This window comes from Streptomyces sp. NPDC002787 (genome assembly GCF_053592095.1).
The window spans coordinates 80,271-95,718 of sequence record NZ_JBSFVC010000012.1 but is presented as its reverse complement, the minus strand read 5'-3'; the positions used below and the strand labels follow the sequence as shown (position 1 = coordinate 95,718).

Sequence of the window (15,448 nt, the reverse complement as noted above, 5' to 3'; positions counted from 1 at the left end):
CGGGCCGCCCGTGTACGCCCGGCCCCTGCCTCAGGCCCGCAGGCGCAGTTCGTATGCGTACTGCTGTCCGTGTTCGGCGTCGTCCCAGTCGTCGCTCACCTTTTCGAAACCTGCCCGGGAGACCACGCCCTGTGACGGGGTGTTGGTCTTTTCGACGACTGCGAACAGGGAGCGCACGTCTCCCCGCTCGCGGGCCCGTTCCCGCGCCCAGGCGGTCAGTGTGCGGAGGGCCTCCGTCGCGTAGCCGCGGCCGCGCGCCCCCTCGACCAGGTCGTAGCCGATCTCGACGCGGCCCTCCTCGTCCGGCGCCCCGTGGTAGCCGAGCGCGCCCACGGCCAGCCCGTCCTCCTTGCGGACCAGGACGAACATGCCCCACTCCGGCCGGTGCACCCCCGCCTCGTACGCCTGGAACACCAGGCCCGCCCCGACCCGCGTCCCCTCGACCGGTCCGCCCTCGATCCACTCGAAGCCGCCCGTGCCGCCCTCGGCGAGATCGGCCGCGGCCGCCGGGTGGACGCCCTGGAGGACGACGCGCTCGGCGTCGATGTGCAGTGGGTTGCTCCACCGCCACTCGGTGACGGGCGCGCGCCCCGGCAGCTCGCCCCGGCCGGTGGCCCACAGCAGCGTCGCCCAGGGGTCGTCACCGGGCCTGACGTGCGGGAAGAGACGCGCGAGAACGGTCTCGCACAGCTCGACGGGCGGTACGGACGCGGACGCCGGGAGCCCGAGGCCCTCCGCGATGTCGTACGTGTGCAGCAGCACCTCGGTGACACCCATCGCCGCGAAGCCCTCACGGTCGGCCGCGCGGAACGGATACGGATGGAAGGCCCGCACCGAGCGGGGGGTGGTGTGCAGGGTGGCGGCGAACAGCACGCCGGTCGTCCGGATCACCTCCAGCACGTCGGCGTTGCCCTCGCACTCCTCCATCGCGATCTCGAACGGTACGTACCGCCCGGTCGGCCGCCCGGCCAGCTGCCCCGCGTACGCGATCAGATCGGACGCGATGTGCTCCGCCGTCCCACGACAACTCCACTCCAGACGCCCGGCCCTGGTCCCCTCCCAGTCCCGCTCGACCACCGTCCCCAGCACCGCGAGGCTGTGTTCGACGGCTTCTCGTACCTGTTCCCCACCCATTGGTCGCATGGCGGCGAGGATAGGAGGCATCAGCGGTCGGTACGTACCGGATTTACGGCGCCGGCGCCGCTCCCGGCCACGAGACGGGACGCCCTCGTACGGCGGTGCAGGCGCAGCGACACGGCCGTCGTCCCGACGGCGGCCGCGGTGATCGCGCCGCCCGCCCAGGCCGTGGACGCGAAGCCGAAGCCCGCGTCGATGACCGCACCGCCGACCCAGGGCCCGCCGGTGTTGCCGAGGTTGAACGCGGCGGTGGTGGTGGCACCGGCGAGGGTCGGCGCGGCGCCGGCGACGTTGAACATACGGGCGTTCAGGGCGGGCGCGGTGTAGAAGCAGGACACCCCGAGGAGGAAGGAGAGCAGGACGGCTGCGACGGCGTACTGGGCGAGCAGCGCCAGGGCGACGAGGAGAACCGTCGACGCGGCGACACCGCTGAGCAGCACCCCGAAGAGGTGCGCGTCCGCGAACCGCCCCCCGACCGCCGTACCGAGCAGCGCACCGATCCCGAACAGCGCGAGCACCGTCGGCACCCACCCGGCGTCCAGCCCCGCCACCTCCGTGAGCAGCGGCGCGAGATAACTGAACGCGCAGAAGACCCCGCCCGCGGCCAGCGCCACGATCGTGATGGAGAGCCAGACCTGGGGTTCGCGGTAGATCCGCACCTCCTGCCCCAGCCGGGGCCGTTCCTCGGGCCGGGGGATGGCCGGCACGAGCGTCACGACCCCGACGAGCGCGATCGCCGAGGCGACGGTCACCGCCCAGAACGCCGACCGCCACCCGAAGTGCTCCCCGAGGAACGCCCCCGCCGGCACGCCCAGCACATTCGCGATCGACAGCCCGCCGATCATGATGGCCAGCGCGCGGGCACGCGCGTTGACCGGCACCATGGCGACGGCCACGGCCGCCCCGACCGCCCAGAACCCCGCGCAGGCGAACGCGCTCACGATCCGGGAGGCGAAGAGAACACCGTAGTTGGGCGCGACGGCGCCCGCGACCTGCCCGAACCCGAAGACCGTGATCAGCGTGATGAGGGTCGTACGGCGGGGGAGGCGCAGCGTCGCGACCGCCAGCAGGGGCGCCCCGACGACCATGCCGATCGCGAACGCGGAGATCAGCAGCCCCGCCCGTGGAATGGACACGTCCATGTCCTCGGCGATGGGCGGCAGCAGCCCCGAGAGCATGAACTCGCTGGTGCCGAGCGCGAAGACGGCGAGCCCGAGGACGTAGACGGAGAGGGGGACGCGGAAGCCGGGACGCTGGGGACGGTGGGGATGGTGGGGGCTGTGGGGACGGCCGGGATGTCGGGGATGGTCTTCCGGAGCGGCGGAGGAGGACATGTTCATGGGCAACCGGCGGCTCCGGGAACGCATTCCCCGGCTATAGGGGAGGCGTGACGGGGCACTCGTGTTCTCCCGACCAGCCGAGGGAGCAGAATCTTGATCATCGCCATCATCGTCGGAGTGTGTGTGGTCCTGGCCGCGCTGGCCTTCCTCGTCCCGCGTCTGTCCCGCCACCCCGAACGCGGTACCCAGCGTTCGCTCGGCACCGGCGCACGGGCCGGTGGCAAGGCGCCGGGCGTGCTGGGCAGGCTGTTCAGCAAGCCGTTCCGGACGAGTTCCCGCGCCGTGGGCCGCAGCGGCGCGGCCGGCCGCCGCACCCGTGGCCGTATGCCCTTCTGACCTCCATACTGAGCGGCAAGATCGCGTTCCTCGTCCGGCCGTAGGAACGAACAGGAGGAGACGCGCTCGACAGGAGGAGCCGTCCCGACACGAGGAGACGCTCCCGACAGGAGGAGACGCTCTCGATGGGGACCGTTGTGCATGTCCCGCAGACGCGGGACATGATCGGGGACGAGCTCTCCGGGGACGAGGCGCTCACCGCGCTGCGGCACTACGGAGGCCGTCGGCTGCTCCTCGACGCGTTCGCCCGGTTCCGCTACGCCGACGGCTTCACCAACTCCCGTTCGCTCGCGTTCCAAGTGGTCCTGGGACTGGTGCCGTTCACCATCGCGCTGGTCGGTGTGGCCACCACCGTGCACACGGAGAGCGTGGGACGGATCATCGAACTCACGCTGGGCCGGATCGTGCCGGGCGCGAGTGCGAGTCTGGTCGAGGACGCGCTGGACGCCACCGCGCGCAGCGCCGGTTCCGGGGTGTGGAACGCCGTCGCCATGTGGCTGGGGCTGGCCTTCGCCCTGCTCAACCTCGCTTCGGCGATGGGGCAGGTCGAGCGGGGCGCCAACCGCATCTACGGCATCGAACGGGACCGGCCGTTCCTGGCCAAGTACGGGCGGTCCCTGCTCCTCGCCCTCACGGCGGGCATGCCGATGGTCCTGGGGTTCCTCGTGCTCGTCGCGGGGGACGCCGTCGGGGAGGCGGTGGTTCAGGCCCTCGGCTGGCCTCAGGGCCTGCTCGACTGGTGGCGGCCCCTCGAAGTGCCCCTGGGCGTGGCGCTCGCCTGGGTCGCGTCGGCGGTGATCTTCCGCTGGGCTCCGCGCAGGGACCAGCCGGGCTACACCTGGCTGGCGTTCGGCTCGGCGGTCCACCTGGTCCTGTGGATCACGGCCACGTGGCTGCTCGCGCTCTACGTGGCCGAGAGCGGCTCCTTCGGCGCGGTATACGGCCCGCTGACAGCGTTCGTCGCCCTGCTGCTGTGGGCCAACCTGACGGGTGTGGCCCTGTTCCTGGGCATCGCCTTCGCCGCCCAACTGGAAGCGGCCCGGGCCGGCATCACGGAGGCCATCCAGCCGGATCCGGGGCCGGGTCCGTGACACCGGGCCGCGGGGCCGGGCTGTGAAGCTCGGTCCGCCGTCGAAGCTCAGGTCGCCGTCAGCTCGGTCAGCTCCGTCCGCAGGTTCTCCCGTGCCCGGTCCTCCCACTCCCGTTGCCCGTACGGTGTCCTGAACAGCCGTGGCAGGGCGAGGAGTTGGCCCAGTACGGCCGCGCGCCCCGTGCGGAAGGCGTCGTCCGGGACGAACCCGTACTCCTCGCGGACGGCGGCGGCGTAGGCGGCGTACGCCTCCGGTGCCGACGCGAGAATCGCGAGATCCGCGTCGCAGAGCACCTGCCCGTTCGGGTCGTCGTCGGCCGGGTCGTGCGTGACGGTGAGGCGCACCAGGCGGGCGACCTCCGCCACCTTCTCCTCCGGCACCCCGGCCTCCGGCAGCGCCCGCTCCGCGAGCCGCGCCGACCGCTCCTCGTTCGTCGACCGCTCCGGCAGGTACACCGCGTCGTGGAACCACGCGGCCAGCCGCACCAGGTCCGCGTCCGCCGCGTACTCCTCCAGCAGGTCGATGTGGTCCAGCACCGCCGTCAGATGCTCCACTGTGTGGTACTTCCGCTGCGGCTCCGACCACCGCTTGATCAGATTCGCCGAGTAGGGCAACGGGTCCGGGTGGCACGCGCCCTCGCGGGCGGAGAGCAGAGCCTGAAGCCAGCGGGCTTCCAGCGGATCGAGGGACATGGGGCCATTGTGCCGTGGCGGGAAATCCCGGGCGCCCTGGCCCCGACGAGGCCCTAGCGTGGATCCCATGACTACTGCTGACGCACACGACGTACGTGACCCCGAGCTGCCCGGGCGGCTGCTGACCGGTGAGCGGGATGTGCTGGTGCCGTTGTTGCGGGGGCGGCCGGAGGGGGACTTCGGGGCGGGGACCTGTTGTCCGGGGTGGAGTGTGCGGGATGTGCTGGCGCACTGCTCGGCCGCGCTGTCACGGGTGGTGGAGGGGCGGTTCGAGGAGGGCGTGTTCAGCCCGGAGTCGAACGGCCGGGACATCGCCGAGCGGGACGAGTGGCCGGTCGCGCGGATCGTGGACGAGCTGGAGCGGGGCATGACCGACGCGGGCCCCGTCATCGCCGAGGCCGGCGGCGCGCTGGACGGCATCGCCCTCGGGGAGTGGGTGCACGCCGGTGACGTACGCGAGGCCTGGAACCTGCCCGGAGCGTACGGCGGCGCGCAGCTCGGGCCCGCTCTGGAACTGCTGGCCCACCTCACGCGCGTACGCGGCACCCTGCCGCTCCACGCCGACCTCGACGACCTGGACGAGCCCCTGCGGCTGGGGGCGGCGAGCGGCGACGCCCCGCCCGCGCGCTACATCGGCGATGCCACCACCCTCGTACGGCTCTGCTCCGGGCGGCGCCCGCCCTCCGGCACGGCGTACGAACTGGCCGGCGCCACCGAGGCCGAACTCAACCTGTACGGCTGAACCCGGCCCTGGAGGCCGCGTGCGTCAGCCCCAGACGGCCAGGAACTTCGCCGCGTAGCCCTTCTCCTGGCCGGCCGCGTTGGGGTGGAAGGACGCCGTCGCGTCGGACGTGTTGACGCCGTGGACCCACGGGTCGGTGCCGCAGGCCCCGTGGCCGGTGAACTGCTTGCGCATGTCGACGCGTACTCGGGGTTGGCCGCCGCCCACAGACGCGGGTAGTTCTTCGCATTCCCCGCTGTTGCCGCCGCTGTAGCTGCTCTTACGCCATGCCGCGGTCCTCCGTCCTTACGTACGCCCCACTGATGACATCGCCGCCCCCAGATCTCCTGGGACATCCCGGCCCGCTCGTGCCGGTGGCGCAGTTCCGCGCCGGGCATCGCTCGCGTGGACTGGGACGGTCGATGGTCTTGGGCTTCGGTATGGGGAAACTCCCTCTCGCGCAGCCGGACTTGTTGCGGCGCGCCCCAACAAGGGTAGACGCGGAGGGTGGTCGTCCGCGTGCGAACCGTGACGGCCGCGTCCAACACTCCGGGTTGTTGCTAAATTGGACTAGACCTGTTGTCGTCCTTCGTAGCCCGACGGAAGGGGCCCCATGACCACGCGCGCGCTTCTGGAGGTGATCGCCCTCGACGCCGAGGACGCCGTCGCCGCCCAGGCCGGAGGTGCCGACCGGCTGGAGCTGGTGGCGGACATGGCGGCGGACGGGCTCACCCCGGCGGTCGCGACGTTCGTGGAGGTGCGGGCCGCCGTGGACATCCCGGTACGGGTCATGCTGCGGCTGGCCGACGGGTTCGCGGCGGGGAACGTGGACGCGCTGGTGCGGGTGGCGTGTGACATGCGGGCGGCCGGGGCGGAGGAGTTCGTGCTCGGCTTCCTCGACGCGCGGGCCGAACCGGACCTGCACGCGGTGGAGCGGGTGGTCGCCGAGCTGGACGGGCGGCCGTGGACCTTCCACCGGGCGATCGACCGCGCCGCCGACCGGGACGCCCTGCGCAAGCAGCTCGCGGACCTGCCGGGGCTGGACACGTACCTCACGGCGGGTTCGGCGAAGGGGGTCGACGACGGCCTGCCGGTGCTGCTGGCCGAGGCCGCGCTCCGGGGTGAGCCGGGCTATGCCCAACGTCTCCTCATCGGCGGGGGCCTCCGCCTCGACCACGTCCCCGGCCTACGCGCCGCCGGGGTCGACGCGTTCCACATCGGCGGCGCGGCCCGCCCCGCCGGCTGGACCACACCGGTCGCCGCCGACGCCGTACGGCAGTGGCGTACGGCCCTGGACACGCGCGTCGGCCGCGCCGCCCGGACGGCGTCACGCTGAGCGTGGCTGTTCCGAAAAGCAGGGGGCGCAGCCCCTGCTTGTCAGGGGCGCGGGGAACTGAGCGAGCAACCACGCACCACCCGCAGTCGCCCACGTACCTCAACCCCCCACCCCCTCACCCCCCGAGCAACCCGCAGGGCTTACGCGTTCGGGTCGAACGAGATCCCCGACGGCATCGCCGCCGCGAGGTTGGACGCGAAACTTCCGTCCTTGAGGCCGAAGTTGGCGCTGCCGAAGTTGTACGCGACGAGGGTGTCGCGGATGGCGGTCGACGGGTAGCCGTTCCAGCCGACCAGCGGCGGGTACTGCCACGTGCCCTCGTGGTTCTCCGGCGGCTCGTCGTTCGAGCCCGCGAGGCGGAAGCAGTGCGTGCTGATGCCGTCCTTGTGGTAGACGATCTTCGGGTGGGTGCCGTCCCAGCGGACCGAGGACGCGGCGTGCACGGTGAAGTCGCCGTGGTTGGACGTCGAGACGTACCGCGCGCTGCCGTTCTGCACCCAGACGACGACGTGCTCCCAGTCGTGCCGGTGGCCGCCGATGCTGCTGTTCGCGAGCGCCTGGTCCTTCTCGAAGTAGAGGTCGTACATGATCGCGCACCAGCCGTTGTTGCACTTGTGGCGCGAGTAGCCGTTGGTGTTGTTCAGGTCGGAGGCGTCGCGGCAGTCCCCGCTGAGTGAACCGGTCGGGCGGAGGCCCCCGTTGACCGTGCCGGTGGAGCCGATCGCGGGGGTCGGGTAACAGCCGTCGGTGTCGTAGTCGTACGCCGGCTGCCAGGTCGTCTCCAGGGCCTCCGCGTTGGCGGGCAGCGCGGCCGGCGGAGCCGCGTACGCGCTGCCGGCGATGCCGACGACCAGCGCGAGGGCGCCCCCGACGGTGAGCACGGATCTTCCTGTGCGGGAGCTTGTCTTCACTGCGTCCTCCTGGTGGACGGCGGCGTGGGGGATGCCTGCGTGGGGATGGCGGGATGGCATGCGCAGGTCAGATTCGCCGTACTCGCCGGTAGTCCACAAGTGTCGGGAGGTGTCGGAGTGATGAAGAATCAATCAATGTGGAAACCCTGTGAGTTGGGCTTCCGAGGCGCGGAGGGCCCCGCCGCACGGCGTGACATGACGTCACATCACGGATCGATATCCGCCACGTAGTTGTTGTGTGCGAAGTCGCCGCGCGGACCGTCCCGGAGATCATTTCGCGCCCGCCCACGTGCATAGTTGTCTCGCCCCAGCCAAGCGGGGGCATGACAAGTTTCAGTCACACGGGGACGGGCTCCATGCCATTCATACGCCGCCGCGGCCTCACGGCCGCAGCCGCCGTGATCGCCGCGATCATGGTCACCACCACTGCCTGCAGCAAGACCGAGGAGAACGGGGCCCAGGCCTCGTCCTCGACGACCGCCCAGGCGGACGCGGGCGACAACATCGACACCGGCGAGAACGAGAGCGGCGGTGACACGACCGTCGGCGGCTTCAAGCTCCCCAAGGGCGTGCCCACCGACCTCACCGGTGACGATCTGCAGAAGTGGAAGAACGGTGGCTGGCAGGACTTCGGCGACTGGGCTTCGAAGGCGGAGGACTTCGCCAACCCGTACATCGAGAACTTCTGGACCCCGGAGCGCATCGCCGAGGCCGAGGAGCGGATGGCGGACCTGCCGAACATCGCGGAGGCGGGCAACACGGCCAAGGGCGGCGGCAAGACCACCCAGGCCTGGATGCCCGACGGCAAGGTCAAGAAGCAGACGGCCACCAAGGTCAAGGCGACCTACCACAAGAACGCCGCCCCGGTCGGCAAGCTCTTCTTCACCACACCCCAGGGGTCGAGCGTCTGCTCCGCCGCCGTCGTGAAGGACCCGGCGCACCCCGGCAAGTCCAACCTCGTGTGGACCGCCGGGCACTGCGTGCACGCGGGCAAGGGCGGCGGCTGGTACCGCAACATCGCCTTCGTCCCGTCCTTCAACAACACGGGCAAGCTGAACATCAGCCAGGCGTCGAAGAACTTCCGCGCGAAGAACGTCTCCCCGTACGGCATCGCCTGGGCCGACTGGGCCACCACCTCCGGCACCTGGATCAAGGGCGGCGCCGCCAGCCAGGGCACCGTGGCCGCCGCGTACGACTACGCCGTCCTCCACGTGAAGCCGGAGAAGGGCTCCAAGTCACTGGAGGAGCGCCTCGGTTCGGCCCTGCCGGTGTGGTTCAACGCCCCCGCCGCCAACAAGGTCAAGAACATGAAGGTCCGGGGCTACCCGGCCGAGGCCCAGTACGACGGCTCGAAGATGTACCACTGCCAGGGCGCCACCAAGCGCTTCGTCCTCGGCTACAGCTACCCGAGCGACTACCCGGCCCAGTACATGGTCGGCTGCACGATGAACGGCGGCGCCTCCGGCGGCCCCTGGTTCATGAGCCACAAGGGCCGCACCTACCTGGTCTCCAACAACTCCCTCAGCGACCGCGCCTCGTTCATCACCGGGCCACGCCTCGGCAAGAACGCCAAGCAGGTCTACCTGGCGACCAGCAACAAGTTCAAGTAGAGCGCCCTCGCACCTGATCGGCCCCTGGTGACCCTCGGTCGCCGGGGGCCGTCGCGCGTGCACGGCCACGTACATTTGGTGGCATGAGCACGTCTGAGAGGTGGGAGCTGTTGCCCGCCGGCATCCGTGAACAGGTCGACGGGTACGTCCTCCAGGACGCCTACTTCCAGGCGGTGCGCGTCGTCTTCAGGGCCGGTCGCGCTCTGGGCCTGGGCCTCCATGACGCCGAAGGCGTCGTCCACGACCGTTACGCCCACCACGGCGACCGCGTCGCCCGCACCCCCGACAGCCCCCTCGACCCGGAGTCCCTGGCCGCCCTCGCCGCCGGCTGCCCCGGCCGCGTCACCGCCATCGAGGCCGTGTGGGACGGCGACACGGTCCACGACTGGTTCGTGGAGTTGCTTGCCCTGACGACCGACCCGTCGGGGGAACACCGGCTGGCCACCATCTACGGGAAGACGGCCAAGCGCTACCTCGGTGAGGAGGGGGAGGGGGCCGGGGGCGGGGGCCACCCGTCGGCTTTGGCCGCCGACCGCTGCGGCCGAGCCCTGGCCGCCCGCCTCTCGGTGCCCTTCCACTTCGCGAGCCCCGACATCCCGGACGAACAGGCCAGGTGGACCGGCTGACCCGTTCGCGTACGGCCGACCTCGTACGGCGACCCGTACGGCGACACCCATCCGGGTGGCCACCGGTCCTCGGGTGACGGCCCTGGCGTCGCGGGAGTAGGCGAGGCGTGTCGTGGCGGCCATCATCTCCCTCATGACCGAGCCGGCCGGGCTGAGCGATCTGAACGGTCTGGCCGGTCTGGCCGGTCGGGCCGACGAACCTCGACCAGCGGATGAAAGGGAGTCACCAGCCATGTCACTCGCCCGCGTCCACAACTTCTCCGTCTCGCTCGACGGCTTCGGCACCGGTGAGGGCCAGAGCCGCGACGCGCCCTTCGGCCATGCCGGTGAGGGGCTGCACCAGTGGATGTTCGCCACTCGTTGGTGGCACGAGGCGACCGGCCGGTCGGGCGGGACCGGCGGCCTCGACGACGCCTTCGCACGGCAGTTCAAACCGGGGATCGGCGCGGAGATCATGGGCGCCGGGAAGTTCGGCTATCCCGGATGGCACGAGGACCCGGAGTGGAAGGGGTGGTGGGGACCCAACCCGCCCTTCCACACACCGACCTTCGTCCTCACCCACCACCCCCGCCCGTCGATCGAGATGGAGGGCGGCACGACGTTCCACTTCCTCGACGCCTCACCCGCCGAGGCACTGGAGGCGGCCCGCGAGGCAGCGGACGGCCGGGACGTACGCATCGGCGGAGGGGTCACCGTGATCCGCGACTTCTTCACCGCCGGGCTCATCGACCACATGCACGTCGTGGTGGCCCCCGTCCTGCTCGGCCGAGGCGTACGCCTCTGGGACGGACTGGAGGGCCTGGAGAAGGACTACGAGGTCGAGGCCGCCTCCTCGCCCAGCGGGGTCACGCACCTGACGTTCACCCGCGCCGGTCTGCCCGCCAAGCCCTAGACGAGGTCCTGGACGAGGCCCTGGACGAGCTGCGGCGGCAGGGGGGCCGCGTGGGTGACGATCAGGCCCGAGACCGCCCGGGTGAGGGTCACGTACAGGCGGCGCAGGCCGGTCCGTTCGTCCGGCTCGCCGTCGACGACCGCGCGCGGCTCGTCCAGCACCACGTAGTCGTACTCCAGACCCTTGGCGAGCGACGCCGGTACGAGGGTGAGGCGCGTGTCGTACGTGGTCTCCTCGCCCGGCGCGAGATGGCCGATCCCGGCCGCCGCGAGCGCCTCGGCGAGCGCGGGCACCCGGGCGTCGGCGGCGATGAGCCCCACCGACCCCTCGTTGCGCAGCAACTCCTCGCAGGCGTCGACCACTTGGGAGTCGTCCGTGCTGGGCCGTACGTCGAAGAAGCCCGGGTTCTCACGCACCGACGCCACCGGCGTCAGGCCCGGCGCGATGTGGGGGAGGAGGCGGGAGGCGTAGGTGATGACGTCGGTCGGGACACGGAAACCGGCGGTCAACTCCTCCACATGGGCCTCTACCTTGCCGAGGTGCGTCAGGGCCTCCTCCCAACTCCGCGTCGCCCAAGGGGTGGTGCCCTGCGCGAGGTCGCCGAGGACGGTCGCGGAACCGGTGGTGCAGCGGCGCCCGACCGCCCGGTACTGCATGGGGGACAGGTCCTGCGCCTCGTCGAGGACGACATGCCCGAGGGAGTGGGTGCGCTGCACGAGGTCGGTGGTCTCGTCGATCAGCACGGCGTCGGCGGCCGACCACCTGGCCGACTTCACGCTCCGCGCGGGCTTCGCCCAGAGGATCGTCTTCTGCTCGTCCTCGGTCAGGATCCCGTCCGCGTGCGCGGCGAGGAAGTCCGCGTCGGAGAGGAGCCGCAGGACGAGCCTGGCGGGCTCGACGGGCGGCCAGATCGCCTTGACGGCCGCCTTCACGGCGGTGTTGCGGGCCACCGCGTCCTGCACCCGGTCGTCGGGCGCCTCGCCGGACCGTTCCATCTGCACCAGCACGGCGTGCGCGATCCGCTGCGGCAGGGCCTCGCGCGCGGCCCCGTAGCGGATGTCCCGGTCCAGCAACTCCCGCACGATCTCCTCGAGTTCGTACGCCGGGACCCGCCAGCGCCGCGAGCCCCGGACGACCACGACGGGCTCGGTGGGGAGGGTGACGTGCGACCGTACGGCCCGCCGGAGCACCTCGGCCATCCGGGCGTCGCCCTTGACGACGGCGGCCGCCGCCTCGTCCGTGCCCCGGACCTCCACATGGGCGACGAGGTCGTCGACGGTGGCCTGCTTGACCTCCAACTCGCCCAGCGCCGGGAGGACCTGCTCGATGTAGTGCAGGAAGGAGCGGTTCGGGCCGATGACGAGGGTGCCGGTGCGGGAGAGGCGCTCGCGGTGGGCGTAGAGGAGGTAGGCGACCCGGTGCAGGCCGACGGCGGTCTTTCCGGTGCCGGGGCCGCCCTGGACACAGAGGCTGCCGGACAGGTCCGACCGGACGATCTCGTCCTGCTCCGGCTGGATCGTCGCCACGATGTCCCGCATCGGGCCGACGCGCGGGCGCTCGATCTCCTGCTGGAGCAGCTTGCTGGTGGCTGCCGCCTCGGACGGGTCGGACAGGTGCTCGTCCTCGTACGCGGTGAGGTCGCCGCCGGTGTAGCCGAAGCGTCTCCTGAGGCCGACGTCCATCGGGTCCTTCTTGGAGGCCCGGTAGAAGGGCTGCGAGACGGGAGCGCGCCAGTCGATGACCATCGGGTCGCCGTCCGCGTCGTGCACATGCCGACGCCCGATGTAGAACCGCTCCCCGTCCGCTCCCTCGGCCTGGTCGGCGCCGGGGGCGTGGAGGTAGTCGAGGCGGCCGAAGAAGAGCGGGGTGTGGCTCAGGTCGGCCAGTGCCTTGATCCGCTCGTCGATCTGGTGCGCCAGCACCTCCGCGTTGACCCAGTTCGCGGTGACGTCCCTGATGTCCAGCGCCTCCACGTCCTCCCGCATGGCGCGGAGGGCTGAACGGGAGGCGGCGAGGTGGGAGCGCTCGCGGGAGAGGGGGTCGGCGGGGTCGGTCGGGCCGGTGGGGTCGGTCGAGTCGGTGGCGCTGGCGGTGTGCGCGGACAAGGGGGTGCCTCCGGGGGCCTACGGGACCTAGGGGTCTGCCTGGCGGTGGGGCTGCCTGGCAGTGGGTTCGCCTGGCGGCGGTGACCGACCGGTTTCCGTCCGGGCGGTGGCGCTCCACGGGCGGGAGGCGGGCAAGAGCGGAGAGTTTAGGTGAGGGGACGGGGCGGAGGCCAACGGATTTTCCGCGCGTGGCCCGGATCTGCCCGCGCCGTACCCCTAGGGGCTTGTACGTCGCCAGTACCACGGGTGGGCAGGACCTGAGGGCGAGCCGGGGCTCAGCGGGTTCACTCCGGAGACCGACGCAATCCAAAGGCGCGCGTTCCACCATGGAGACATGAGTGCAGCGACCTTCATCCCAGCCTCGGCCTCCGGCCGACCCGGTCCGCCGCCCGGCGCGACCGGCCTCGACGACCACCACAACCGCCACCGCCTCGCCGACGCCCTCCGTGCCGTCAAGGTCTTCGCGGGCGCCGCCTTCAGCGTGATCGTCCTCGGCGAGTACGCGGAGGAAGCGGGCATACGCCGCCGGTGAGGCCCCGCCCACCGCACTGAGATCCCGTGAGACCCGCTGAGCCCCGCGCACGACAGGTCCAGCGTCCACGGGCCGACCACCCCTGCAGACCTTCGTCCCGACGGCAGACCCTCGTCCTGACGGCAGACCCTCGTCCCGACGACAGACCCTCGTCCCCGATGACCCGGCACCGCTGCCCGCACTCAAGGCGGCCTCGGTCCTCGGCGACGCGGTACGGCCCGGCAGCCGCCCAGGCCAACGCCCCTCAGCCGCCCGGCCCCGTCCCGCAGCCGCCCCGGCCTCCCCTCAGCTCTCCGTCAGCAGCTCGTCCGCGTCCATGATCCGGTAGGCGTAGCCCTGTTCGGCGAGGAAGCGCTGGCGGTGGGCGGCGAAGTCCTGGTCGATGGTGTCGCGGGCGACCACGGAGTAGAAGTGGGCCTGGTGGCCGTCGGCCTTGGGGCGCAGGACGCGGCCGAGGCGCTGCGCCTCCTCCTGACGGGAGCCGAAGGTGCCGGAGACCTGGATGGCGACGGTGGCCTCCGGAAGGTCGATGGAGAAGTTGGCGACCTTCGACACGACCAGGACGTTGATCTCGCCCTCCCGGAAGGCGTCGAAGAGCTTCTCGCGCTGCGCGTTGCTGGTCTCGCCCTTGATCACGGGCGCGTCCAGGTGGGCGCCCAGCTCGTCGAGCTGGTCGATGTACTGGCCGATGACGAGGATCTGCTGCCCCGCGAACCGGCGGACGATCGCCTCGGCCACCTTCCGCTTGGTCGCCGTCGTGGAGCAGAAGCGGTACTTCTCCTCCTGCTCGGCGGTGGCGTACGCGAGCCGCTCGGAGTCGGTGAGGTTCACCCGGACCTCGACGCAGTCGGCGGGCGCGATGTAGCCCTGCGCCTCGATCTCCTTCCAGGGCGCGTCGAACCGCTTGGGCCCGATGAGGGAGAACACGTCCGACTCGCGCCCGTCCTCCCGGACGAGCGTGGCCGTCAGCCCCAGCCGCCGCCGCGCCTGCAGATCGGCGGTGAACTTGAAGACCGGAGCGGGAAGGAGATGCACCTCGTCGTAGACGATGAGTCCCCAGTCACGGGAGTCGAACAGCTCCAGGTGCGGGTAGACGCCCTTCCGCCGGGTCGTCAGCACCTGGTACGTGGCGATGGTGACCGGCCGGATCTCCTTCCTCGTCCCGCTGTACTCGCCGATCTCGTCCTCGGTCAGCGACGTCCGCTTCACCAGCTCGTGCTTCCACTGCCGGGCGGAGACGGTGTTCGTGACGAGGATGAGGGTGGTCGACTTGGCCTGGGCCATGGACCCGGCCCCGACCAGCGTCTTGCCGGCACCGCAGGGCAGCACGACGACGCCGCTGCCGCCGTGCCAGAAGTTCTCCACCGCCTGCTTCTGGTAGGGCCGCAGCGCCCAGCCGTCCTCGGCCAGCTCGATCGGGTGGGCCTCACCGTCCACGTACCCGGCGAGGTCCTCGGCGGGCCAGCCCAGCTTCAGCAGCGTCTGCTTGATCTGCCCGCGCTCGGAGGGGTGCACGGCGACGGTGTCCGGGTCGATCCGGGCGCCGACGAGCGGAGTGACCCTCTTCGACCGCAGGATCTCCTCCAGCACCGGCCGGTCGGTGGTGGTGAGGACCAGCCCGTGCGTCGGGTGCTTGGAGAGGGTGAGCCGGCCGTAACGGTCCATCGTCTCGGCGACGTCCACGAGGAGCGCGTGCGGCACCGGATACCGGCTGTACTGCACCAGCGCGTCCACGACCTGCTCGGCGTCATGCCCGGCGGCCCGCGCGTTCCACAGCCCGAGCGGCGTCACCCGGTAGGTGTGAATGTGCTCCGGCGCCCGCTCCAGCTCTGCGAACGGCGCGATGGCCCGCCGGCACTCGTCCGCCTGCTCGTGGTCTACCTCCAGAAGCAGCGTCTTGTCGGACTGGACGATGAGTGGACCATTCACGCGCGACACCCTTTCGATTCGGCCCGGACCAGCGGCTGGTCATCGTGGGCTCCCCGGCGCTACGGCCAAACGTCCAGTGTGCCTGATCGTTCCGCCTGGTCGCCGGTCTCCCCGTACGGCCCGCCCCATCTCACCAGTGTTATTGGATGTCTATTCATTCCCCTGAGTGGCGGGAATTCAGATTTGCGGC

Annotated in this window: 15 protein-coding genes; 8 read left to right on the top strand and 7 right to left on the bottom strand. The window is 71.3% G+C overall.

All coding sequences use genetic code 11. The features are described 5' to 3' along the window. Window positions 1-30 precede the first annotated feature (30 nt). Both ACWD26_RS18190 and ACWD26_RS18185 read right to left on the bottom strand, forming a co-directional pair. The gene (locus ACWD26_RS18190; protein WP_451271466.1) at window positions 31-1,134 is read right to left on the bottom strand and encodes a GNAT family N-acetyltransferase; all 1,104 of its coding nucleotides are present in this window, start codon (window positions 1,132-1,134) and stop codon (window positions 31-33) included. 29 nt (window positions 1,135-1,163) lie between these two features. Further along, window positions 1,164-2,315, bottom strand: coding sequence for a Cmx/CmrA family chloramphenicol efflux MFS transporter (locus ACWD26_RS18185; protein ID WP_451271464.1), 1,152 nt, complete (start codon window positions 2,313-2,315; stop codon window positions 1,164-1,166). A 255-nt stretch (window positions 2,316-2,570) separates the two neighbouring features. Between ACWD26_RS18185 and ACWD26_RS18180 the strand changes: the two genes are divergently transcribed. Then, window positions 2,571-2,813, top strand: coding sequence for a DUF6411 family protein (locus ACWD26_RS18180; protein ID WP_451271149.1), 243 nt, complete (start codon window positions 2,571-2,573; stop codon window positions 2,811-2,813). A 125-nt stretch (window positions 2,814-2,938) separates the two neighbouring features. After that, complete coding sequence (locus ACWD26_RS18175) at window positions 2,939-3,904, top strand: YihY/virulence factor BrkB family protein (RefSeq protein ID WP_451271147.1); 966 nt, start codon at window positions 2,939-2,941, stop codon at window positions 3,902-3,904. Between the two features lie 47 nt (window positions 3,905-3,951). On the opposite strand, the gene ACWD26_RS18170 is transcribed toward ACWD26_RS18175, so the two are convergent. Beyond that, the gene (locus tag ACWD26_RS18170; protein ID WP_451271145.1) at window positions 3,952-4,596 is read right to left on the bottom strand and encodes an HD domain-containing protein; all 645 of its coding nucleotides are present in this window, start codon (window positions 4,594-4,596) and stop codon (window positions 3,952-3,954) included. Window positions 4,597-4,663: 67 nt separating this feature from the next. Between ACWD26_RS18170 and ACWD26_RS18165 the strand changes: the two genes are divergently transcribed. Further along, window positions 4,664-5,338 (top strand): maleylpyruvate isomerase family mycothiol-dependent enzyme, encoded by a 675-nt coding sequence (locus ACWD26_RS18165; RefSeq protein WP_451271143.1) that lies wholly within the window; start codon window positions 4,664-4,666, stop codon window positions 5,336-5,338. 24 nt (window positions 5,339-5,362) lie between these two features. On the opposite strand, the gene ACWD26_RS18160 is transcribed toward ACWD26_RS18165, so the two are convergent. Continuing rightward, entirely contained in the window at window positions 5,363-5,512 is a 150-nt protein-coding gene (locus tag ACWD26_RS18160) for a hypothetical protein (protein WP_451271141.1), read from the bottom strand. A 418-nt stretch (window positions 5,513-5,930) separates the two neighbouring features. Here ACWD26_RS18160 and ACWD26_RS18155 point away from each other — a divergent pair, with 418 nt between their 5' ends. Next, complete coding sequence (locus ACWD26_RS18155; RefSeq protein ID WP_451271139.1) at window positions 5,931-6,653, top strand: copper homeostasis protein CutC; 723 nt, start codon at window positions 5,931-5,933, stop codon at window positions 6,651-6,653. A 140-nt stretch (window positions 6,654-6,793) separates the two neighbouring features. Here the strand turns inward: ACWD26_RS18155 and ACWD26_RS18150 are convergent, their stop codons facing one another. Beyond that, window positions 6,794-7,564, bottom strand: a complete 771-nt coding sequence (locus ACWD26_RS18150) for an NPP1 family protein (protein ID WP_451271137.1) — start codon at window positions 7,562-7,564, stop codon at window positions 6,794-6,796. A 356-nt stretch (window positions 7,565-7,920) separates the two neighbouring features. On the opposite strand from ACWD26_RS18150, the gene ACWD26_RS18145 reads away from it, so the two are divergent. The 3 genes from ACWD26_RS18145 (at window position 7,921) to ACWD26_RS18135 (ending at window position 10,692) form a co-directional block, all read left to right on the top strand. Further along, window positions 7,921-9,174 (top strand): trypsin-like serine peptidase, encoded by a 1,254-nt coding sequence (locus ACWD26_RS18145; protein WP_451271136.1) that lies wholly within the window; start codon window positions 7,921-7,923, stop codon window positions 9,172-9,174. 83 nt (window positions 9,175-9,257) lie between these two features. Then, window positions 9,258-9,800 carry a hypothetical protein gene (locus tag ACWD26_RS18140; protein ID WP_451271134.1) on the top strand — a complete coding sequence of 181 codons (543 nt, stop codon included), beginning with the start codon at window positions 9,258-9,260 and terminating at the stop codon, window positions 9,798-9,800. 232 nt (window positions 9,801-10,032) lie between these two features. After that, window positions 10,033-10,692: a dihydrofolate reductase family protein gene (locus ACWD26_RS18135; RefSeq protein WP_451271133.1), complete on the top strand. Its 660-nt coding sequence runs from the start codon at window positions 10,033-10,035 to the stop codon at window positions 10,690-10,692. On the opposite strand, the gene ACWD26_RS18130 is transcribed toward ACWD26_RS18135, so the two are convergent. After that, the gene (locus ACWD26_RS18130) at window positions 10,689-12,797 is read right to left on the bottom strand and encodes a HelD family protein (RefSeq protein WP_451271131.1); all 2,109 of its coding nucleotides are present in this window, start codon (window positions 12,795-12,797) and stop codon (window positions 10,689-10,691) included. The genes ACWD26_RS18135 and ACWD26_RS18130 overlap by 4 nt on opposite strands. A gap of 334 nt (window positions 12,798-13,131) precedes the next feature. Here ACWD26_RS18130 and ACWD26_RS18125 point away from each other — a divergent pair, with 334 nt between their 5' ends. Further along, on the top strand, window positions 13,132-13,329 hold the full coding sequence (locus tag ACWD26_RS18125; protein WP_451271129.1) for a hypothetical protein: 198 nt from the start codon (window positions 13,132-13,134) through the stop codon (window positions 13,327-13,329). Window positions 13,330-13,614: 285 nt separating this feature from the next. Here the strand turns inward: ACWD26_RS18125 and ACWD26_RS18120 are convergent, their stop codons facing one another. Beyond that, a complete protein-coding gene (locus ACWD26_RS18120) occupies window positions 13,615-15,258 on the bottom strand; it encodes a DNA repair helicase XPB (protein ID WP_451271127.1) in 1,644 nt (547 codons plus the stop codon). Window positions 15,259-15,448: the final 190 nt, after the last annotated feature.